This window comes from Paenibacillus sp. y28 (assembly GCF_037137075.1).
Lineage (GTDB): Bacteria > Bacillota > Bacilli > Paenibacillales > NBRC-103111 > JBBBNV01.
This window is the reverse complement of record NZ_JBBBNV010000005.1, coordinates 79,161-101,669: the sequence shown is the minus strand read 5'-3', so window position 1 is coordinate 101,669 and position 22,509 is coordinate 79,161. Positions and strand designations below refer to the sequence as shown.

Annotated in this window: 19 protein-coding genes and 1 riboswitch; of the genes, 8 read left to right on the top strand and 11 right to left on the bottom strand. The window is 55.0% G+C overall.

What is annotated here, in order from left to right:
• Positions 1-99 precede the first annotated feature (99 nt).
• Genes ureC through WBG83_RS06830 form a run of 3 tightly spaced genes read right to left on the bottom strand, consistent with a single transcriptional unit; the run spans position 100 to position 2,505 of the window.
• Positions 100-1,815, bottom strand: coding sequence for an urease subunit alpha (ureC, locus tag WBG83_RS06840; protein ID WP_336743837.1), 1,716 nt, complete (start codon positions 1,813-1,815; stop codon positions 100-102).
• On the bottom strand, positions 1,812-2,180 hold the full coding sequence (ureB, locus tag WBG83_RS06835; RefSeq protein ID WP_336743836.1) for an urease subunit beta: 369 nt from the start codon (positions 2,178-2,180) through the stop codon (positions 1,812-1,814). The genes ureC and ureB overlap by 4 nt, the downstream gene beginning before the upstream one ends.
• Before the next feature lie 19 nt (positions 2,181-2,199).
• Complete coding sequence (locus WBG83_RS06830) at positions 2,200-2,505, bottom strand: urease subunit gamma (RefSeq protein WP_336743834.1); 306 nt, start codon at positions 2,503-2,505, stop codon at positions 2,200-2,202.
• A 390-nt stretch (positions 2,506-2,895) separates the two neighbouring features.
• On the opposite strand from WBG83_RS06830, the gene urtA reads away from it, so the two are divergent.
• From urtA to gerQ, 7 genes are all read left to right on the top strand, one after another.
• Positions 2,896-4,164: an urea ABC transporter substrate-binding protein gene (gene urtA, locus WBG83_RS06825; RefSeq protein WP_442955803.1), complete on the top strand. Its 1,269-nt coding sequence runs from the start codon at positions 2,896-2,898 to the stop codon at positions 4,162-4,164.
• Between the two features lie 126 nt (positions 4,165-4,290).
• Positions 4,291-5,196, top strand: a complete 906-nt coding sequence (gene urtB / locus WBG83_RS06820; RefSeq protein ID WP_336743832.1) for an urea ABC transporter permease subunit UrtB — start codon at positions 4,291-4,293, stop codon at positions 5,194-5,196.
• 29 nt (positions 5,197-5,225) lie between these two features.
• A complete protein-coding gene (gene urtC, locus WBG83_RS06815) occupies positions 5,226-6,317 on the top strand; it encodes an urea ABC transporter permease subunit UrtC (protein WP_442955802.1) in 1,092 nt (363 codons plus the stop codon).
• Between the two features lie 322 nt (positions 6,318-6,639).
• Complete coding sequence (gene urtD / locus WBG83_RS06810; protein ID WP_336743831.1) at positions 6,640-7,446, top strand: urea ABC transporter ATP-binding protein UrtD; 807 nt, start codon at positions 6,640-6,642, stop codon at positions 7,444-7,446.
• A complete protein-coding gene (gene urtE / locus WBG83_RS06805; protein ID WP_336743829.1) occupies positions 7,439-8,134 on the top strand; it encodes an urea ABC transporter ATP-binding subunit UrtE in 696 nt (231 codons plus the stop codon). Before urtD ends, urtE begins: the two co-directional genes overlap by 8 nt.
• A 298-nt stretch (positions 8,135-8,432) precedes the next feature.
• The gene (locus WBG83_RS06800; RefSeq protein ID WP_336743827.1) at positions 8,433-8,804 is read left to right on the top strand and encodes a hypothetical protein; all 372 of its coding nucleotides are present in this window, start codon (positions 8,433-8,435) and stop codon (positions 8,802-8,804) included.
• A 219-nt stretch (positions 8,805-9,023) separates the two neighbouring features.
• Positions 9,024-9,443, top strand: coding sequence for a spore coat protein GerQ (gerQ, locus tag WBG83_RS06795; RefSeq protein ID WP_442955804.1), 420 nt, complete (start codon positions 9,024-9,026; stop codon positions 9,441-9,443).
• Between the two features lie 439 nt (positions 9,444-9,882).
• On the opposite strand, the gene WBG83_RS06790 is transcribed toward gerQ, so the two are convergent.
• The 8 genes from WBG83_RS06790 to WBG83_RS06755 all read right to left on the bottom strand — a co-directional run bounded on the left by WBG83_RS06790 (position 9,883) and on the right by WBG83_RS06755 (position 20,696).
• Complete coding sequence (locus WBG83_RS06790; protein ID WP_336743825.1) at positions 9,883-11,622, bottom strand: hypothetical protein; 1,740 nt, start codon at positions 11,620-11,622, stop codon at positions 9,883-9,885.
• 5 nt (positions 11,623-11,627) lie between these two features.
• Positions 11,628-12,344, bottom strand: a complete 717-nt coding sequence (locus tag WBG83_RS06785; RefSeq protein WP_336743823.1) for a hypothetical protein — start codon at positions 12,342-12,344, stop codon at positions 11,628-11,630.
• Between the two features lie 2 nt (positions 12,345-12,346).
• Positions 12,347-13,294: a sugar phosphate isomerase/epimerase family protein gene (locus WBG83_RS06780; RefSeq protein ID WP_336743821.1), complete on the bottom strand. Its 948-nt coding sequence runs from the start codon at positions 13,292-13,294 to the stop codon at positions 12,347-12,349.
• A 229-nt stretch (positions 13,295-13,523) separates the two neighbouring features.
• A complete protein-coding gene (locus WBG83_RS06775; protein ID WP_336743819.1) occupies positions 13,524-14,396 on the bottom strand; it encodes a carbohydrate ABC transporter permease in 873 nt (290 codons plus the stop codon).
• Positions 14,397-14,422: 26 nt separating this feature from the next.
• Positions 14,423-15,376, bottom strand: coding sequence for an ABC transporter permease (locus WBG83_RS06770; RefSeq protein WP_336743817.1), 954 nt, complete (start codon positions 15,374-15,376; stop codon positions 14,423-14,425).
• 150 nt (positions 15,377-15,526) lie between these two features.
• Entirely contained in the window at positions 15,527-17,116 is a 1,590-nt protein-coding gene (locus tag WBG83_RS06765; RefSeq protein ID WP_336743957.1) for an extracellular solute-binding protein, read from the bottom strand.
• 342 nt (positions 17,117-17,458) lie between these two features.
• On the bottom strand, positions 17,459-19,699 hold the full coding sequence (locus tag WBG83_RS06760) for a helix-turn-helix domain-containing protein (protein WP_336743815.1): 2,241 nt from the start codon (positions 19,697-19,699) through the stop codon (positions 17,459-17,461).
• 310 nt (positions 19,700-20,009) lie between these two features.
• Positions 20,010-20,696 carry a uracil-DNA glycosylase gene (locus WBG83_RS06755; RefSeq protein WP_336743813.1) on the bottom strand — a complete coding sequence of 229 codons (687 nt, stop codon included), beginning with the start codon at positions 20,694-20,696 and terminating at the stop codon, positions 20,010-20,012.
• A gap of 252 nt (positions 20,697-20,948) precedes the next feature.
• A riboswitch (cyclic di-AMP (ydaO/yuaA leader) is annotated at positions 20,949-21,096 on the top strand.
• A 212-nt stretch (positions 21,097-21,308) separates the two neighbouring features.
• On the opposite strand from WBG83_RS06755, the gene WBG83_RS06750 reads away from it, so the two are divergent.
• On the top strand, positions 21,309-22,490 hold the full coding sequence (locus tag WBG83_RS06750) for a KamA family radical SAM protein (RefSeq protein ID WP_336743812.1): 1,182 nt from the start codon (positions 21,309-21,311) through the stop codon (positions 22,488-22,490).
• Positions 22,491-22,509 lie beyond the last annotated feature (19 nt).

Here is a 22,509-nt window from a genome sequence, read left to right as displayed (position 1 = left end):
TCCTCGTTCAAGGGGCAGGGCTGCTCTGTGCCGTGCGTTTTTCAAGGCTGCGCGGAGCAGGGACAACCTCATCCGGACCGCTATGCCTCGGAGCTTGCGCTAGAACATGAAGTACAGCTGCGCCATCGGCAGCTTATGCGCTGGCTCGCACGTCACGAGCTGGCCGTCCACCTTCACCTCATATGTCTCCGGATCCACTTCAATGTGCGGCGTCTCCCCGTTGTGCACCATGTCCTTTTTGCTGATGCTTCGACAGTTCCGGACCGGCTCCACCCGCTTCTCCAGCCCCAGCTCCTCGTGAACCCCATGGTCATAGGCCGCCTGGGAGACAAAGGTCACGCACGTTCTGCGCAGCGCCTTGCCGAACGCGCCGAACATCGGCCGGCCCCATACCGGCTGCGGCGTCGGTATAGAGGCATTCGGGTCCCCCATCTGGGCGTAGGCGATCATCCCGCCCTTCAATACGAGCTCAGGCTTCACCCCGAAATAGGCCGGGCTCCACAGCACCAAATCGGCCAGCTTGCCCGCCTCGACCGAACCGACCAGATGCGAGATGCCATGCGTGATGGCGGGGTTAATCGTAAATTTGGCCACATAGCGTTTAATCCGGAAGTTATCCGCTTCGGCATCGTCAGGCGCAAGCGGCCCGCGCTGGCTCTTCATTTTGTCAGCTGTCTGCCAGGTGCGGATAATAACCTCCCCGACCCGGCCCATCGCCTGCGAATCGGAACTGATAATACTGAATACCCCCATATCATGCAAAATATCTTCCGCCGCTATCGTTTCCGGCCGAATCCGGGAATCGGCGAAGGCGACGTCCTCGGGAATTTGGCTGTCCAGATGGTGGCATACCATCAGCATGTCCAGATGCTCTTCAATTGTATTAATGGTAAAGGGACGTGTCGGATTCGTTGAGGATGGCAAAATATGAAGCTGCCCGGCTGCCCGGATAATATCCGGCGCATGTCCGCCCCCGGCTCCTTCCGTATGATACGTATGAATTGTCCGGCCTCCGATGGCCTCCAGCGTGTCCTCCAAAAAGCCCGCTTCGTTCAGCGTATCCGTATGAATCGCGACCTGCACGTCATACTGATCGGCAACACTCAGGCAGGTATCAATCGCCGCAGGCGTCGTCCCCCAGTCTTCATGCAGCTTGAGACCGATCGCTCCGGCCTCGATTTGCTCGGCAAGCGGAGCCGGGAAGGCGGCATTGCCTTTGCCCAGGAAGCCCAAATTCATCGGAAAAGCCTCCGCCGCCTCCAGCATCCGGTGAATATGCCACGCGCCGGGCGTGCAGGTCGTCGCATTCGTGCCGGTAGCCGGCCCCGTCCCTCCGCCGATCATCGTTGTGATGCCGGAGGCAAGCGCCGTTTCGATTTGCTGGGGGCAAATAAAGTGAATGTGCGTATCGATGCCCCCCGCCGTGAGCATTTTGCCTTCCCCTGCAATAACCTCCGTGCTGGCGCCGATCACAAGATCCGGGGAGACGCCGTCCATGATGTCAGGATTGCCAGACTTGCCGATTCCGACAATAACCCCGTCCCGGATGCCGACATCGGCCTTCACAATGCCCCAGTGATCAACAATGACAACGTTGGTAATGACGGTATCCAGCACTCCCTCAGACCGTGTGCTGCGGCTCGACTGGCCCATTCCATCGCGGATGACCTTGCCGCCGCCGAACTTGCTTTCATCGCCGTACACCGTGTAATCCTGCTCGATCCGGGCCCACAAATCCGTGTCGGCAAGCCGGACCGCATCGCCTGCCGTCGGACCGAACATGGAAGCATACGCTTTGCGCGACATGGTGCTCATGATCTGCGCCCCTCCCATTGCTTCAGACGTGCCGCCGCTTCCTCCGGAAGCGTACCCTGTATCGCCAAGCCCTGGCTCAAGGCATGGAGCCCGTAGGACAGCTTGGCACCGCCCAGCTCTACGAGCTGTACCGGTTTTTCCTCCCCCGGCTCAAAGCGGACCGCCGTACCGGCCGGAATATCCAGCCGCATGCCGAACGCCTTCTCCCGATCAAAACGGAGAGCCAGGTTGACCTCGAAGAAATGATAATGCGAGCCCACCTGCACCGGACGATCCCCGGTGTTCACGACAATCAGCTCCAGAGTCCTGCGCCCCTTGTTGAGCGTGATGTCACCTTTTCCTACACGGTATTCTCCTGGAATCACTTGACTCCCTCCTCGAATATCAACCGCGAATCGGCTGATGAATGGTGACCAGCTTCGTTCCGTCCGGGAATGTCGCCTCCACCTGAACCTCCTGCACGATGGCCGCAACCCCCTCCATCACTTGATCCGCGCAGATCAGATTGGCTCCTTCCTCCATCAACTGAGCCACCGTCCTGCCATCCCGGGCGCCTTCCAAAATTTCCGAAGTCAGTAAAGCCATCGTTTCCGGAACATTCAGCTTCAAGCCGCGGGCCAAACGGCGGCGGGCTAAATCAGCGGCGACGGTAATGAACAGCCTTTCTTTTTCTCTTTCCGTAAAATGCACCTTTGCACCTCCATACCCCTCTAAATCCGAATATTTCCATCTGTTCAGGTCAATTATATTCGATTCTGGCTATGCATGTAAATAAAAATAGTCATTAATGTAATAAAACATAACCCGAACAATCCTAAATAACTACGCTGTATTTAGAACAAAAGTTCGCATTCGCATCCTTTTACCCCCACTAAAACCAAATAGTTAACATAAATATAACTTAAAAACCAGCTAATCACGATGATTTTGTCTTTATTTGTCGTTTTCCAGGAAGTTACGTCATTTATATTGACGTGTATTTTACATTCCTATAACATAATTGCTGTACCCCGGCAGATTACATTTCACTCCTGATGATAGCGGGTATCACGTAAAAAATAGAATGGGGAGTGGAGAGAAATGATGCTGGTAAGAAAAAAATTCGTTTGGGGCCTCTCGCTGCTGCTGGCGCTGTCCATGCTGCTCGCTGCATGCGCTAAAGAGACAGCGGCTCCTGCCGCAGCACCTGCAGGCGGCAAAGCCGAATCCACACCTGCCGCAGGCGGCGGGGATGAAATTCCGGTCGGCGTGCTGCATTCTCTGACCGGCACAATGTCCATCTCGGAGGTTTCGGTCAAAAACGCCACTATCATGGCGATTGATGAAATCAATGCCGCCGGCGGTGTGCTCGGGAAGAAGCTGAAGCCTATCGTTGAAGACGGCGCCTCCGACTGGCCAACCTTTGCCGAGAAGACCAAGAAGCTGCTGCAAAAAGACAACGCGGCCGTTATTTTCGGCGGATGGACCTCCTCCAGCCGCAAGGCCGTCCTGCCGGTTGTGGAGCAAAACAAAGGCTTGTTCTTCTACCCGGTTCAGTACGAAGGACTTGAATCTTCGCCTAACATCTTCTACACCGGAGCAACGACGAACCAGCAAATCGTACCCGCTGTCACCTGGCTTCTGCAGAACAAAGGCAAGAAGTTCTTCCTCCTTGGTTCCGACTACGTCTTCCCCCGCACCGCAAACAAAATTATTAAAGAGCAGCTGAAGGCTGAAGGCGGCAACCTCGTTGCTGAAGAATACACCCCGCTGGGGCATACGGACTACAATACAATCATCGCCAAAATCAAAAAAGACAAACCGGACGTTATTTTTAACACGCTGAACGGGGACAGCAATGTAGCCTTCTTCAAGCAGCTAAAGGATGCGGGCATCGGACCCAAAGACCTGACCACCTTGTCCGTCAGTATTGCTGAGGAGGAAATCCGCAGCATCGGCGCCGACATCCTGGAAGGCCACTATGCAGCCTGGAACTACTACCAGACGACCGATACACCGGAGAACAAAAAATTCGTGGCCGCCTATAAGGCCAAATACGGCGCGGACAAAGTAACCGATGACCCGATCGAAGCCGGCTACTTCGGCGTGTACCTGTGGGCTGAAGCCGTGAAAAAAGCGGGCTCCTTCGAGGTGGAGAAGGTCAAGGCCGCCGCCAAAGGGCTCGAATTCAACGCTCCGGGCGGTAAAGTGACCATCGACGGCGAAAATCAGCACACCTACAAAACCGTCCGTATCGGCGAGGTCATGAAGGACGGCCAGTTCAAAGAAGTGTGGAACTCCGGCCAGCCGGTGAAGCCCGATCCGTTCCTGAAGACGTATCCGTGGGGCGCGGCGGTTCAAGCCAAATAAGCCTCCTTCACCGCAATCGTCATGATCCGCTTTATCCGCACCACCATTCAGGGCTGCCGCTATGGCAGTCCTGACTTGTATCCCGGACAGTCCCCCATTCACGCGCAAAGAAAGAGGTGAGGCGCCTTGAGTATCCTTCTGCTGCAGCTGTTTAACGGCCTCAGTCTAAGCTCGATTCTGCTTCTGATTGCCCTTGGGCTTGCGATTACATTCGGTCTTATGAATGTGATTAACATGGCCCACGGCGAATTTATTATGGTCGGCGCCTACATGGCGTACATGACCCAGCAATTTTTCCAATCCATGATTCCCCCCGCCTATTTCGGCTTGTATTTCATCGTTTCCCTGCCCGTCGCCTTTGCTATGGCCTTTGTACTCGGCTGGCTGCTGGAAACCTTGCTGATCCGGTATTTGTACGGACGGCCGCTAGACAGCCTAATCGCCACCTGGGGAGTCAGCCTCGTGCTCCAGCAGCTGGCACGCACGATTTTCGGCGCGCCCAACGTTGCGGTCAAATCGCCGGAATGGCTGGAGGGCGGCCTCGCACTGACAAGCGAATTGACGCTGCCTTATAAGCGCCTGTTCATTATCGGACTGGTGACGCTATGCGTAATCGTCATTTATTGGTACATGTACCGCAGCGCGGGCGGGCGGCGAATGCGGGCGGTTATGCAAAACCGGGCAATGGCCTCCTGCCTGGGCATCTCCACCCGCCGGGTTGACGCCCAGTCGTTTGCCTTTGGCTCCGGCGTCGCCGGTATTGCAGGATGCGCCCTCACCCTCATCGGCCCGATCGGCCCTTCTATCGGCACGAATTACATTGTGGATGCCTTTATGGTCGTCGTGCTCGGGGGAATCGGCAAGCTGATCGGGACCGTTGCCGGAGCCCTTGGCATCGGGATATTCAATACGATGCTGGAATACGGGACCAGCGCAACCATCGGAAAAGTGCTTGTATTCACGCTCATCATAGCGTTCCTGCAATGGAGGCCCTCCGGCTTCGTCACCGTCCGCTCGCGCAGCCTGGACTAACTTAACGCCCCTGAGAGGAGAGGTTTCCTGTGATAGCTGCTTCCCCAAGAATAAAGCTGCTGCTGGGCGGACTGGCGGTAGCGCTGCTGCTGGCCGCGCCCTGGCTGTTATCGGATTTCCGGCTGTCGCTGCTGGGCAAATTTCTGGCTTATGCGATACTTGCCATTGGCATTGATTTAATTTGGGGCTATACCGGCATTCTGAGCTTGGGCCATGGTGTATTCTTCGGCCTGGGCGCGTACTGCATGGCGATGCACCTGAAGCTTGTATCCGCAGGCGGCGCGCTGCCCGACTTCATGTCATGGAGCGGCGTGAAGAAGCTTCCCGCCTTCTGGGCACCGTTCTCTTCCGCCGGGTTCGCTATCGCCATGGCCATCGTGCTGCCCATGGTGGCCGCAGGCATACTCGGGTATTTAACGTTCCGCAACCGGATTAAGGGGTCGTTCTTCTCCATCCTGTCGCAGGCTCTGGTCATCATTACGGTCACCCTGTTCGTCGGGCAGCAGGGATTCACCGGCGGGACGAACGGGCTGACCAATTTCAGCACATTTTTGGGCTTCGATTTGAGCAGCCCGGATACTAAGCTGGCCTTGTATTATGTCACCAGCGCCGTGCTGATCGCCGTGTTCCTGCTCTGCCGCTGGATGCTGAACGGCCGGACCGGCAAGCTGCTGATCGCGATTCGGGACGGGGAGAACCGGGTGCGCTTCATCGGCTACAATCCCGTCGTTTACAAGGTGTTTATTTACGCTTTATCGGCCGGGCTCGCCGGACTTGCCGGGATTTTCTTCGTTCTGCAGGAGGGGCTAATCTCCCCCGCGCAAATGGGCATCATCCCTTCCATCGAAATGGTGCTGTGGGTCGCCATCGGCGGACGCGGCACGCTTAGCGGCGCCGTCTTGGGTGCGGTTGTAACCAATACGGCCAAAACGACGTTCAGCGAAACCTTCCCCGAGTATTGGCTGTATTTTCTGGGCGGGCTGTTTATTCTGGTCGTGCTGTTTCTTCCCAAGGGCATTGTCGGAACCGTGCAGCATTTTTTTGCAAGGCTTGGCCGGACCGGCGGCCGCCAGCATGCCGAAGCCTCCGGCGCGGAGCCTAGCCAGGCCGCAGCAAAGTAAGATGGTCTTGGACGTATCGTGACAAGTGACAAACATAGCCGGAGTGCGGGATGAAGTGGAACAGCGCAAGCCATTGCCCTTGCAGAAGGATCTTTTGCGATGAGTGGGGTTCGATCGACCGACCGCCACGCAGTGCCGCAACTTGAGGCTTAAAATGGAAAAAAGTCAGGCTGCGAACGGCGAGTGGAGCCCCACTCTGACCACAAACAGTTGACTTTTTTCACCGGATTTCTAGCCATAGATTACTCGTTTTACATCGCCTTGCCATTGATCATCACCCGACCGCCGGACATCCGGCCGACTATTTAAGGAGGAATCAACCATGAATAGCACAGCCCCCCATCCCGCCGAAGGCCATACTGCAGCCGCAGCGGAAGGCAAGCTGCTGGCAAGCGATCAGCTTGAGGTCAGCTTCGACGGCTTCAAGGCGATTCAGAAGCTGAACTTTTCACTCGACAAGGGCGAGCTGCGGTTTCTGATCGGGCCCAACGGCGCAGGCAAAACAACCCTGCTGGATGTTATCTGCGGCAAAGTGAAGCCGTCCAAGGGCACCATCCTGTTCCGGCGGCATATTGATCTGTCCCGGCAGCAGGAGCATCAAATCGCCCAGCTTGGAATTGGCCGCAAATTCCAGGCCCCTTCGATTTTTGCCCAGCTTACGGTGCTTGAGAATATGGAGCTGTCCATGAAGCAGCCCCGCGGCTTGTGGGCGACGCTGACCGCGAAGCTTACCGGCGAGCAAGCCGACCGGATTGCCGAACGACTGGCAATGATTGGCCTGGACGGCAAAGCCGCGCTTCCTGCAGGCTCGCTTTCCCACGGGGAGAAGCAGTGGCTCGAAATCGGCATGCTGCTGATGCAGGAGCCGGAGCTGCTGCTCCTCGATGAGCCGGCGGCCGGGATGACCGACAGGGAAACGGAAAAAACCGGCGAGCTGCTCCATGAAATCGCCGCCAAGCAGTCCATTATTGTGGTGGAGCATGATATGGAATTCGTCCGCCAATTTGCCCGCAAGGTGACAGTCCTGCATGAAGGCAGCGTGCTGCGGGAGGGGACAATGGACGAAATCCAGCAGGATGACCGCGTAGCGGAAGTGTATCTCGGAAGGCGGGTGGAGCGCAGTGCTTAACATCAAGCAGCTTGAAGTCGGTTACGGAGAAAGCATGATCCTGCGAAATGTGAACGTGCGGCTGGAGCCGGGCCAGGTTGTTTGCCTGATGGGCCGCAACGGGGTCGGCAAAACGACGCTGATGAAAACGATTATGGGGCTGCTAAAGCCGAAAAAGGGAGAAATCCGTTTTGGCGAGCGCGACATAACGCCCCTTCCGCCGGACAAACGGGCCAAGGCCGGAATCGGATATGTGCCGCAGGGGCGGGATATTTTTGCCCAGCTGACTGTGGAAGAGAACCTGCTGCTTGGCTATGAGGCCGGACTGCTGCGCAAACCCGCCATTCCGGCGTCGATCTACGACATGTTCCCGGTGCTCAAGGAAATGCTCCACCGCAAGGGGGGCGATTTGAGCGGAGGCCAGCAGCAGCAGCTTGCCATCGCCCGGGCGCTTATGTCCGAGCCTAGGGTGCTTCTGCTGGATGAGCCGATGGAGGGCATTCAGCCGTCTATTGTGCAGTTAATTGAAAGCATTATTGAGAACATCAAGAGCAACCGGGAAATCGCCGTGCTTCTGGTCGAGCAGAGCCTTGAATTCGCCACACGCATCGCCGACTACTACTACGTGCTGGATCGCGGCACGATTGCGGCCGAAGGCAGCTCCTCCGAGCTGAGCGAGGAGCAGGTGCGCCGCCATCTGACGGTTTAACGCCTCCCCCGCCAAGGACGATCCTGAAAGCAGGCCTCGGGCTTGACCGGGGGATTTTTGCATGGGCCTGCAAAAAATTTGTTAAAAAAAGATACGCCATCGGGAACTAAAGACAAGTGCCCATAATAAGATGTATAGTGAGTTCGCCTACTGGGTCAATGCCTATTGCACCGATAGCAGTGCTGGGCGGATCGTTTGGCGTATAAAGGCACAGCGCAAGCATCATGAAGCGGCCTGAACGGCAGGGCTCTATAAACAGGCCGGAATAACGGCGGAAAGGAAGTGAGGCTGTTCAACCATGAGTGTCATTCAGGCGCGTGAGGAGCACACCCGGACCTTGGGCCGGCTCATGCGGGCGGACTGTCTCGATATCAGTAATATCCGCAGCATTGACGACAGGGGCTATCAGAACCCCGGCGGCTTCGAGGCTATGACCCAAGGCGGCTTCTATCAACGGTCGCATGATCAGAAATGTCCCCCTGGCCCCCGCAGAGTCCTTCACGTGCACCGGATTCACCCGGCCCCCTTCGCTCTCATTTTTCTGACCGGCCACCCGCTTTATACCAAGCGGCCCAGCTGTATCAGCGTACCGATGGACATACGGGAGTCCGATATCTCCATGCCGTCCTGTGAACAGATTATGCCTGCTCATCAGTCGAATAGGCAATAGGCGCTTACATCAGCGTGCTTATTCAGAAATAAAACAACGATGCCTTATAGGGCACGTTCATTAGGAGGAACTATACTTATGTTAGCATCTAACTTCAGACCGGGAATGAACACACCTATGCCATACAGCATGCCGGGAAGCGCCACCTTGCCGGCCGGAACCTCCGTTCCGTCAGGTATGCCGATGGGCAGCGGAATGCCAATGGGAACCGGGATGCCGATGGGAACCGGAATGCCAATGGGCAGCGGAATGCCGATGATGCCCGGAATGCCGATGATGCCCGGAATGCCCGCGTCCACGATGCCTACCGTACAGCAAATGAGTTCGCCGATGATGCCTACGGCCATGTCCGCGCCTGCGCCTTCCGTTTCCGGCCAGCTGCCTCTGGAGCAATCGTACATTGAAAATATTTTACGTCTGAACCGCGGCAAGCTGGGCACCTTTTATATGACCTATGAAAATAACTCCGAGTGGAACGCCAAAATTTTCCGCGGCATTATCGAGGCGGCCGGACGCGATCACATCATCATCAGCGATCCCAAAACAGGCATGCGCTACTTGCTGCTGATGGTCAATCTCGATTACGTCACCTTTGACGAGCCAATCGTGTATGACTACCCGACGATTCAACCGCGTTAATATCCTCTGCCGGCTGCCGCAGCTTCCTTCTTGTACCCGTCACCGCATGCCGAGCTTACCTGATTGTATAGCTATTAGAAGTTGAGCGATACTTCTCAGAAAAGGGCGCCGTGCGACCTGATTTTCCGAACAATCGCTGCCGGTTTCAGATTTCTGTAAACACCTCCTCCCAGGGTGAAACCCGGAAACAAAGGCGAATGCTTCGCTTCTCCAGAACAGGTCGCACTCTGTACCTAATTGAATTAAGCTCAGTGAAAAAACAGCGGTTTTTCCGTTGCGGTGAGGATGCTACCGCAAAAGGAAAAACCGCTGCTTGCCGTTCAGCCGTCATGAGAAGGCTTGATGCTTTATGATCTAAAAGACTTGCTGCGCTGTTTCCCTGTAAAGGATTGGTTTCGCTCCCAGCGCCTTGATTACATCATCGCCATGCTGCCTCCGGTTACTTCAGCGTGATTGTAAAGGTATGGTCAAACGGAGTAACCAGATTCACATGTACATAGATGCAGCCTGCGGCATGATGATCCTCGCGCAGCACGGGAATATGATGGTCCCAGGCCCCGGAGCCGATTTCAATGGCATCGTCCCCGACTGAATAAACAGCGCTGCCGCTCTTCAAGAAATACTTATCTTCACCGGCAGCCTGCACGTCGTCTCCGGTCAATTGGCCCTCCGACCCCAAAATAAATGTAAGCTGAGCGCATACATCCTCCCGCTCATCCGAACGGATGCGGATCGACCAGCCGTCTTCTTCTTGAGTCACTACAGCGTTCAGCTCATGAGTCTGAACATGTGTCTTCGACCGATGCTGATGCGGCAGCAAGTACCATGGGCTGATGTCCGCTCCGCCCGTTACATGCTCCGGCAAGTGCGCGCGCGGAATAGGGCCGTTATAGCCCTTTTGCAGGCAGGTGCTGAATTCATACTGGTCGTCCTGCACAGTCAGCTGATCAAACTTGACCACGCCGGGGGAAAAGGCCGACGTCAGCTTCACTCCTAGCAAACGGACCTTGCCGTGCCGCAGCGAAAAGAACGACGGCGTTCTGCTCATCACCGTTACGCTCGTCTGCTCCTCGCGAATACGTATAACCGGCGCTCCGAAGGCCACATGCATGCTGCTGTGCTCAATCTGCATATGGTGCCCGGCCTGCTTCGCCTGCAACAAATTGCTGTCGATCGGGTAATCCAGATTCAGCGTCTTGTTGTACCGTTTGGGCAAGGCTTCCCGCGGAACATCGGAAATCTCCATTTCCGGATACAGTAAAAACCCGAGCAGCGCGTTATTGTTGACCGCCTCAGGATGCGTCACGAACGATCCGGCATAGTCGGACAGGGCGGCGAACTGCGGATCACGGTCATAAGCGGCCATCAGCCGGTACACGTATAAATAATTGGCCAGGCTGGACATCTGACCGAAATCCTGGCGTCCCGAATAATCGGTCACAACCTCGCCGGATGGATGAACCAAATATGCCATCATCTTCAGATTGCGCCGTACGGTATCCAGCAGCTCCGGCTTGCCGAAAATACGGGCCGTAAAATAAAGAGCGATATCGCTTACGGCGTTGTAGATGCCGTTGCTGCGCTCTGTCCATTCTCCGTCTGCTGTAATATCCATGCCTTCCGCCAGCCATTCCTCCGCACGCTCCACAAGCGCAGGCAGACCAAAAATCTCATATAACAGCGCCAGTGCCGCCGTAATGACCCAGCGGTGGTTCGGCGTATGGCAGCCGCCGGTCAGCATAGCCGGAATAGTACGCTCCAGGAACAGCCTCAGCTTTGCTGCTACTGGCTTTATGTTTTCCCGGTCCATGCCCTCCAGCAGCCGGTACACCTGGGTCAAGCCGCCAACGACAAAAGCTGTATCCGGCGGGGAATTGAAATTGGTGGACCCCAGCGACACGGTTCCATCCGCATGCTGCCGGTTCAAAATAAAATCAGCCGCCTTATCCAGCGCCTGCAGCAGCTTCCCGTCGCGGTAATACCGGGAATCCGGGCCCGCCAGAGCGCATGCCCACACAGCCATGACACTCGGGGTTCCCCCATGATTCGGGCGAGGGATGCCTGTAGCATCCATAATTCCCCCGTTATATTTGGACGCCGGGTCGTTTACCTGCTTCTCCAGAAATTGTTCTGTCCATTCATCATTAAGCTGGACCAGCCTCGCGTAAATTGCGTCCATGCCCCTCACTCCTTGTCTCCCATGCTGTCCTGTTTGCGCAGCTTCTCTAATTCGGCCTCCAGCCGTTCCGGAATTTCAGCCAGCAGCGCCGGCCAAGAAACCAGCAGCTCCTGCGGAATCCGGTATTCCTCGAAAACCATAGCCGGCTCAAAGGCCAGCGTCTGCAAATAGCTGCGAACCAGACGGTGATCGCTGTCACCAACCTTGACCCGGTCTTGGATCATTGCCGGCACGGTAACACCGTCAAGCCCCGCATTCACCCCGCACGCTTCCAAAAAACCGGGCACCAGCTCGAACAGCCCGGGATCCGGCAAAAACGCATGCTTGCCCGGCTGGGAATACAGCCGGACATGGCGGTTCTCAACCAGATTGCGGCGATCCTGCCAAAGCCCTCTCAGGAATTTGCCGTGGAAGCTGGCTTCACAATCCAGCACCTGCCCGTCCCGGCCGACATACACCCAGACGTGCTCCAGCTCATACAAATGCTGAATATCATAATCCCAATAAATTGCATACTCCACAATCGCAGCCAGCTGCGAATCATGAAAAGCAAACGATCGCCGGAAGGAAGGGGACGGGCCCGCCTCCCGCAGCACCGTTACACCGACCCGGACCGGATAGAACGGCTCCGCCCGGTCAAAGCAAAGCACCGGCGCAACAGCCTCAGCCAGCTCCCGGTCCGCATCCGCAAGCGGCTGAACAAGCACGTCCCGATTCATCATGCTCACCCTTTCATGGCCTTGATTTTCCCCGTAATGAGGTTATGGCTTTCATGAATTTCATCCGGCTGGCAGGCAGCCTTCAGCTCATACACCTTCACCTGGGCATAATCAATCGCTTCCAGGAAATGATCGAAGTAGGACAAGTCCTTGCTGTGCACATACGGGCACCAATGATCCGACAGCTCCAGCGTTTCATGGATGTGCACGCCATAGATTAAGCGCTTAACCTCGCGCAATTCGGCCAAATTATCGTACAATCCCATCCTATCCATCATCATTGCATGACCGATATCATACCACAGATACACCGGCGCTCCCTTTAAGCCTTCACATATCGACTTGGCCTCCATCAGCGATGGCATCTGGTAGCAGCGGGATCGCGTCTCAATGCCAAGCGCCACATTCCAGCCCTTCTTCGCCGCAGCCTCGCACGCCTGCTCCAGACTGTCCCGGATACGTCCTGCGTACAGCGGGCTTAACCGCTCCCTCCGTTCGGACATCTCCTGCCACAGCTTGCGGTATTCCGGTGAATCCTTGCCAAACTCACGGTACAGCTTCTTCAGGTCCGAGTCAATATTGTAATCGAACGGGACCTCCCCGGGATGAACAACCACCGCTTTCGCTCCGTACCGGTGCGCGTATTCCATGGAACGGATGAGCAGCTCGACGGAACGGCGGCGCTTGGCCTCATCATCAAAGCCGAGCATAACCGAATCGGTATCGTAATCCTTATCCGCAATAAACGGAAACACGTTGTGTACACTGGACACGCCGATCTCCCCCTGCTCGATCATCGGCTCAATCGTTTCCATAAACGCATCGGTCACATTATAATTAAGCTCCACATAACGAAAGCCCAGCTCCTTGATTTCCTCAATCATACTGCGTCCCGTCGTATGCCGCTTAATATTCCAGCATGTTGAGAACGAATAGTCTCCTTTATCCAACACTCACGTCTCCTCCTTGTTCCCGCTTGTACCCATCATACACCGCTTCACAGGTAGTTTGGAAGCACTTTATTTGCGAACTCCGCGTCCGCGTCAATTGCCAAAACCGCCGCCGGATTTGCCATGGAGCATAGGATTCATAAAAAGCCTGTTTAAGCGCTACTGCGAATCCCAATCCAGCACCGCTTCATAGGGGGCGGCCTCCCCGGTTATGCGGTTATGCGGTTACCCTTCATCCCTTTACCGAGCCAATCATAATTCCGGAGACGAAATACCGCTGCAGCCAAGGATACACAATCAGAATCGGTACAGTCGCAAACACGATGCTGGCCGCCTTCAGGCTTTCCGGCAATATCTGCACGATTTGCGATCCTTCCATCTGCATCACATCCGAGGCCATACTGTTCATAATTTGCTGATACAGCTTCAGCTGCAGCGGGTACAGCTCCGGCTTGCTGATGTAGAACAGCGAATCCATAAAGCCGTTCCATCGGTTCACCGCATAGAACAGGCTCAGCGTCGCCACCGCAGGCATCGACAGCGGCAGAACAATTCGAAGCAGGGTGCCGAAGTGGCTGCTGCCGTCCAGCTCGGCGGACTCCTCCAGGCTTTTTGGAATGGAATTGAAGAACGAAATCAGAATGATGAGGTAGAACGGGTTAATGAGCAGCGGCAAAATTAGCGATCCGATCGAATTGACCAGCCCGAGCTGCTTAATGAGAATATATTCCGGAATAATACCTCCGCTGAAAAACATCGTAAATACGATAAGATACATTATCGGCTTGCGGCCCTTCAGCTCCGTCTTGGTCAGCGGATATGCGGCCAGTATCGTCATAGTCATGCAGGACACTGTGAAGATGACGGTCAGCATTACCGTAAGCCCAAGCGACTTCAGCATCGCTTCGTCCGCCAGCACCCGGCTGTACGCCTCGAAATTCAGGTCCACCGGAAAAATCGTAACCGTCCCCGACATAATCGGCTCGTTCGAGCTGAGCGAGATCGATACGATATGCAGAAACGGCGCCAGGCATAAAAGAAGACACACGGCCAGCAGCACCATGTTTATGACATCAAAGGCTCGTTCTCCTGCAGAATGCTTCATCAATAGCGCCCTCCTTTTCGCACACTTTAAATAATGCCTTCATCCGTCGTTTTCTTGGCAATATAGTTGGAGGTCAGAATGAATACAAGCCCGACCACCGCCTGGAAAAATCCGACCGCCGTTGCGACCGAATATTGGCCGGTCTGCATCCCCATTTTATACACGAAGGTACTGAGCACCTGGGAAAAGTCCGCAACTGTCACGTTGCCGATAACAAACGGGCGCTCAAAGCCGATTTGCACCATTTCCCCCAGCTTCAAGACAAGCAGCACGATGATCGTCGAACGAATACCCGGCAGGGTAATGTGCCATATTTTTTTGAGCCGGCTGGCCCCGTCCACATCCGCAGCCTCGTACTGCTCCTTGTTAATGCCGGTCAGCGCCGCCAAATAAATGATGGTGCCCCAGCCCGCGCTGTGCCACACGCCAGTGCCCAAATACGTAATCAGCCAGTAATATTTATCCGATAGAAACGGAATCGGTTCGATTCCGAGATTGCCGAGCAAATGGTTGACAATACCGGTATTGGTGGCGAACACCTGATACACAATCCCGCCGATTAGCACCCACGAGATGAAATGCGGGAGATACAATACCGTTTGAGACAGCTTCTTGAACCATACCGTACGCAGCTCATTCAGCATAATGGCCAGCACAATCGGTGCCGGGAAGGAAACGACGAGATCGAGAAAATTAAGCATGAACGTATTGCGCAGCGCCTCATAAAACGCATCCATTTTGAAAATTTCACGGAACGTGTCCAAGCCAATCCACGGACTGGCGTTAATGCCTTGAAACAAATTAAAATCCTTGAAGGCAATCGTTACACCGTACATCGGGCCATACTTGAAAATACCGAAATACACGACAGGCAAAACGAGCATCATATACAGCTGCCAATACCGTGCGAAATAAACCCCGGTGTTTTTCACTCGCGCACGCTCCCCTTGCCTTACTGCGTAAGCCTCTGCACCTTTCATCCGCTCACAAGCTCCCCTCCCGCATACACGCGGGGCCTCCGCGGCTCGCCTGCTTGACGCAAGACGCGCCTTCCGCCGCTTGCAGGGGCGGCCCGGCTGCGCCGGACTGCCCTGCCGCGCGTGGAACGAAGCCCGCGGGATACGCAATCTTTATTTTTTCATGCTTTTGTATGCTTCCTGGCGTTCCTTCTGAATCGCGTCACCGCCGCTGGACATGAAATCCTTCAGAGCGTCGTCATACGTTTTGTCAAAGCTGTCCGGCTTCGCCATCATCGATTTGACCAGCATCTGCTCATATTTATCCAGCAGGGCCTTGCCGTTCTTCACCTCCGCCTGAATCGGGCGCGGGAAGCGCAGCGGCGCGGCTCCATCCGTCAGGCCGTTCTTGTAGGAGACCATCGCGTCCGCCCGGTAATTTTCCGGCAGCACCAGCGATTTGGCCTTCAGGTTTTTGTCCTCGCTGCCAAAGTCGATATCATTGGAAATGATCGCATTGTCGCCCGGATTGTACAGCAGGTTTTTCGTTTCATCGTTATCCATCAGCACCGGCAGTCCATCCACCAGCTTGTGGTTTTTGCCTTCTTCCCCGTACACAAGACGGGTCAGTACATCCTTTTGCGCCATCCAGTTCAAGTATTTGACCGCCGCTTCGGCATTTTTGCTGAATTTCGGCACCATGATGAACATACCCGCCGGCTGGTAGCCCGGCTTGGCGTGCTTGCCTTCCTCGTTCGTGTACGGATCAATCGGCTGCAGCTTGGCGCCCTGTACGTTTTTCTCCAGAATCGGGTATACGCCCGGCGTCGTTTTGTAGCTGTCGCCCGCATCCTCCGCATACATGCCGACCTTGCCGGTCATAATGTCCTGCCACATCTTCTTCTTATCCTTATCCAGGGCAAAATCCGGGCTGACAAGCCCCTCATTGTACAGCTTGTTCAAGAAGCGGAACGCATCCTTATGCCCCGGCATCAGGACCGGATACTCCCGCGATCCGAGCATCATCATCGAACCGTATTTCTCTTCCTCCGACGTGTTCTTGATGAAGGACCACACCAGCGGCTCATACGAGGCCGCCCCTAAGAAGAAGCCCAGCGGAATCGTTTGATCGCCGCCCGGTTTTTTCTCCTTAAACGCCTTCAGCGTCTTGTATACCTCGTCGGTCGTTTGCGGCACCGGCAGGCCGAGCTTATCCAGCCAATCCTTACGAATCATGGAGGAATACTTGCCGAGATACACCCGTCTGGCCGGGATGGCATACTGTACGCCATCGAACTGCCCGTACTTCAGGGTCGCCTCGCCGAGATAGCTTTTTAAATTCGGGCCATGCTGGTCGATCAGCTTGCCCAAATCCGCAAGTCCCCCCTGCTGCACATAGTTGAATACCACATTGGCGTCATAGGTAAACACAATATCCGGCGCATCGCCGCTGGCCATCATGACGTTCAGCTTCTCCACCTCCTGAGTGCGCGGCACCGGGGTGAATTCTAATTTCATGTTGTTCGGATCACCGAAGCTCTGCTGTATCCATTGGGTCATCGGGTTATTGGAAACGGTCACGCCGGATGGGGAATTCCCCCGGTCGAACACTTCTACCTTTAAGGTTATCGGCGTTTTGGACGAAGAGGTAGTGCTGCCGCCTGCTGCCGTTGTCCCCTCGCTATTTCCTGTGCATCCCGCCAGAAGGCCGAATGCCGTCAAAGCCGCTAATGCAGATACCGCCCTTTTTTTAAACGCTTTCATTTTCAAACTGCTCATCTCCTTCACCCTTGTGTTTCCATCGGCCCGTCATCATTGGCTGTCACCGAAAGGAAGAACGGCGCGATGTAGTTCCGTTATACCGGTAATCGGCAGGCAGGGTCAATCAACATAATTCATCCGGCTAAACCGAATTCCCGGTCTGCCCTTGTACATCGATGAAAACTGTTTTCCGCCAGCAAACTTTTATCCGTTGACGCCGGATTCAGCCTGATTTGACGGCATTTCCAGCCGCCTACTGCCAGTCTGGTCAACAAGAGCGGGCTATCCTCCGGATACCCGCTCTTGTTCAGGATGCCTGCTTTCTTTTTCTTCCATACATGACCGCTACCGGGACCGCATATATTTCCGGTAGTCGCCGGGCGTAACGCCGACGATTTTTTTGAACGTGCGTCCGAAGGAGATCGAATGGGTGTAGCCGACCTGCTCCGAGATATCCTGAATCGGGGCCTCCGTTTCCAGCAGCAGCTGCTTCGCGCGGTCCATCCGCAGACTGACGAGGAAATCAACGAATTTCATGCCCATCTCCTCCTTGAACAGCTGGCTTGAATATTTGGCGCTAACGGAAAACTGCTCGCTGATTAAATTCAGCGACAAATCCGGGTTCGCATAATGATCTTCAATATATTTGCGAATGGCATGAACAAGCTGGTGATGATTTTTGGATTCGCGGATAGCGGTATAGTCCTGATGCAGCTGCTTCAATGCATCCGTCACGGTAGGGAGCAGCTCCTCCAGCGTTTCCGCCTGCTGCAGCGACCGGGTGATGAGCGGGCTTACCTCCCGGCTCCAGCTCTCCGCTGTTTCCGGGGGCAGCCCCTCCAACGAGCGCTGGAACAGCCGCTGGAAGTACTCCAGCAGCTGACGGATATCCTCCCCGCTCAGCACATCCTGCTCCAAATAATGCGCCAGCTGATCCACCTGAAGCGGCCAGGTGTCGTCGGCAATGCGGAATTGCCGGCTCATGGCGTCCATCAGCTGGAAATATTTATGCGTATCGCCGGGCGCCTCGGCTTCGATTTCCTCCACACGGATGACCTGATTGTTGCCGAGCGACATTTTGTAGCCCAGCGCCCGCCCGGCTTCATGGAACGAATCCCGGATCGCGTCCAGCTCCGTTACCTCGCGCCCGATGCCGATAGTAACCGTCAATCTCAAATTGACGGCCACCCACGTGCGCAGCTTATCCAAAATATAATCGGCCTGCTGCTCCTCCGTCCGCTCCGTGCCGCTCTCGTCCACTGCCGTAAACAGCACCGCCAGCCGCGCGTCCCCAATCCATTCCGCCCAGGCCGACAGCCGCTCCATATGGGCGAATTCCTGAACAACATTGGCGAGCGCAAACTTGAACAAGCCTTGATCCTGGCTGCTGTATGCTGCGCTGAAGTCAGCGTACCGGTCCAGCTCGATCACAGCAACAGTGAGGCTGGTAAATCCGCCGGGCAGCTGAAGGCGGCTCATGCTTGCCTCCCAGTCTGAGCGCGACAGCGGCGTCTTGCCTTCCAGCAGCTCCTGGAAAAACTGCTTGCGCCGGATCAGCAGATCCTCCTTGTACTGCTTCTCATACAGGGTTGTCTGATCCGTCAGGCTTTCAATCACTTTTCCGATAAACGAAAATTCATCCCCCGCTCCCCCGGGCTGCCCGCGGAGTTGATGCAGCTGAATTTGCTGCAAAATCATCTCGATCGGCCGATAATTCCGGCGTGTCACATACAGCATATAAACGATACCGAACAAAATCGTGCCAGCCCCAATCAGAATCCAAATATGGGAAATGGCCGAAACCCATCCGAACATACTGCTTGATTTCATCCCGCTGACGAAGTCCCAGCCAATATAATCCGAATGGGCCCTGGTAATGATTTTCCCCTGTTCCTCCGAACCTGATTCGGAATTTATAAGCTCAACCGGATACACCCGATTTCCGCCGCTCCAAATATCGATAAAGGTGATGTCCCGGTTCAGCATCTCATCTACAATGTGCAGCAGCATTCCCACCCGGACATTGACGACAATCAGTCCCTGATTGCCGAAGGGAAGCAGCGCTTTTTTGCTAAGCGAAATGACCTCCTCGCCGGGCTGCAGGCTGAAATCGGTATAGGTCCGGATGGCGGACCAGCCCATCTGCTGCTGCCGAACTGACTGCTCTACAAAGGCTTTATCAGGGAAATTGTCCAGCTTCTCCATCATATTGGTCGTCAGCACCAAGCCGTCCTCAGCCCGGTACAGGTAGATCGATTGAATCAACGGATTATCATTCATCATCTTGCGGATTTCCTTGGAAATCTCATAGTAAATCAGCCCGGACTCAGACTGCTGATTCCGGACAAAAAAGCTGTAAAACGCTTCGTCGCTGACAATCGCATCAAGCACCATCCGTTCAATGCCCTTCAACGACGTTTCCATCGAATGAATGACATAGCTGGAAAAAATCCGGTTCGCCTTCTCGGTTTCCTTGATGGAAACCTCGCTCATCATGGACACAAATATAAAAATGATAACGCTTACAGTAATGAGTAGAACCGGGAAGTAGGACAGCAGCAGACGGTTATACCATGTTTTTTTCATGCGCATCGTTGCTCCTCATAGATAGCTTGCCGACCCAGCAGGCCAAGTCAAAGGTAAAGCGGTTTACCTATTCATATTATATCGTGTTCCCTCGAATGTTCAACCGATATTATTTCCAGAAACAGATGCGCTAAATCAATGTATTCTCTCAGGACGGGAGATAAAATTGGAAAACGGCCGTCCCGAAGCTTCATCGCTGCAGGACTGCCGTTCCGGGTCATTCACTGGAGCCGGGCCAATATTCATTGCATGGCTGTGCCCGTCAAGGCTTTACAGCCTCCGGAAAGTCCATCATTTTCCAATCCAAGCATCATACCTGCGGCAAATCAGGAATTTGCCAGTCGATCGGCTCGCTGCCGATTTCCTGCAGATAGGCATTTGCCCTTGAATACGGGCGGCTGCCGAAAAAGCCTCTGCTGGCCGACAGCGGGCTCGGGTGAACGGAAGAAATAATAAAATGGCGGCCGGCATCAATGAGCTCCCGCTTCTGCAGCGCATGATTGCCCCATAAAATAAACACAATCGGCTTGGCCCGCCGGTTCAGGCACGCAATAATCTCATTGGTGAACATTTCCCAGCCCTTGCCCTTATGCGAATTCGCCTGGCCGGAACGGACCGTCAGGACTGTATTCAGCAGCAGCACGCCCTGCTTGGCCCAATGCACCAGGTAGCCATGGTTCGGTATTGTGCAGCCGAGATCCTGCTGCAGCTCCTTGTACATGTTGCGCAGCGAGGGCGGAATATCCACACCGGGCTTCACGGAGAAGCTCAGCCCATGCGCCTGGCCCGGGCCATGATACGGGTCTTGTCCGAGAATAACGACCTTGACATCCTCATAGGGGGTTAAGTGAAGAGCGGAATAAATATCATACATGTCCGGGTGGATGGGACCGCTCCCGTACTCTTTTTTCAAAAACTCACGCAGCTTGATGTAATAAGGCTTGGAGAACTCCGCATTGAGCAGCGGCGCCCAATCATTGTTTAAGATGGCTGTCATTCCTTCACTGTTCCTCCTGTTCCAGTCTTCTGCCGGGTTCCGAAGCAAGCTGAACGAAGGCTTATCCGCTATTGCCGTTCCGGTGTTTCTCGGGATTCCCTTTGTTCAGCCTGTGTAGTTCGATTATATCCCGAATGGGATAAAGCCGCTACCTCCGTTCGGCCTAGAGCCCGCCGCCGCTTCCCGGCTGACCGCAGCCAAATGTTTTAATTTTCAAAATATTTCATTGACTTCTCAGGTACACTCCGCTACACTAACACTACGCTTAATTTCCGGCCTTGCTCCGGAAAGCGGGGGAACCAATGTTTTTGGGGCGAATCGAGTGCTCTTCCAGGCACCGTAGGGAACCATCTTTCCCGAGTCCGTCAGCTAACCTCGTCAGCAGGAGATGGGTCAATTGAAGGAGTCTGCAATGATTGACCCGTATAGGGTCTTTTTGTGCTTTTTTTGGCCCTTGCTGGCAGAGGTGGCGATAGCCCTGCGTGTGGGGGCTCTTTGCCATTCGCTGTATTTTTGAAGAAAAGGAGGTTGAGAAGTGCCGGTTCCGCACACCCCGCATCCGTATCTGACGGCGCTCACGCGTACGAATGAACCCATGAGGAGGAATGCATAATGCCGCAGCCAAAGTACATCACGGATATTGGTAAAATTACAGCTATTCCGAGTGAAGAACGGAAGCAGCTGATGCAAATTACGGACAAATTCGTATTCCGCGTCAACGACTATTACTTGAACCTTATTCACTGGGACGACCCGGACGATCCGATTCGCAAGCTCGTTATTCCGAACAAGGGCGAGCTGCTGGAATACGGCCGCTGGGACGCTTCGGACGAGGATACAAACTATGTCGTGCCCGGCTGTCAGCACAAATACCGGACCACCGCGCTGCTCATCGTCTCGGAGGTTTGCGGCGCGTACTGCCGCTACTGCTTCCGCAAGCGCCTGTTCCGCAACGATGTGAAGGAGGCCGTGCCGGATATGGAGCCGGGTCTGGACTATATTAGCCGTCACAAGGAAATCAGCAACGTGCTCTTGACCGGCGGCGACAGCCTCATTCTCGGCACACCGAAGATACGCGCCATTCTGGAGCGGCTGCGCCAATTGGAGCATGTTAACATCATCCGCTTCGGCTCCAAGCTGCCTGTATTTAATCCGATGCGCATCTATGAGGATGAAGCGCTGCTTCAGACGATTTCCGAGTTCTCCACGGCAGAGAAGCGCATCTACATCATGGCTCATATTAACCATCCGCGGGAAATTACCGCCGAAGCCCGGCGCGCCTTCGAGGCGCTGCATCAGGCCGGCGCCGTCGTCGTAAATCAGACGCCGATTCTGAAGGGCATCAATGATGATCCCGCCGTTCTTGGCGAGCTGCTGGATAAGCTGTCAACGGCGGGCGTAACCCCGTACTACTTCTTCATTAACCGACCGGTCGCCGGGAATTGCGATTTCGTTCTGCCGCTGGAGCAGGCATACCGCATCACCGAAGAAGCCAAAGCCCTGACCTCCGGGCTCGGCAAGCGTATTCGTCTCTCGATGAGCCATACGTCCGGCAAAATCGAAATTCTCGCCATCGAGGACGGCAAAGCGTACCTGAAGTACCACCAGTCCCGCGATGGCGATTACGGCAAATTCATGGTGCTGGATTGTCCAAAAACAGCGGCATGGTTCGATGATCTGCCGGGCAGCGAGCAGTATTGGAGCAAGCCGCACAAAAAACGTGCGGACATCGTCTCCGTCAACGAGCTGGAAGATTTGAGGCCGGTCGCGGAGCATTCCCGGATAACCGGATAACCGGATGATGACATGCAGA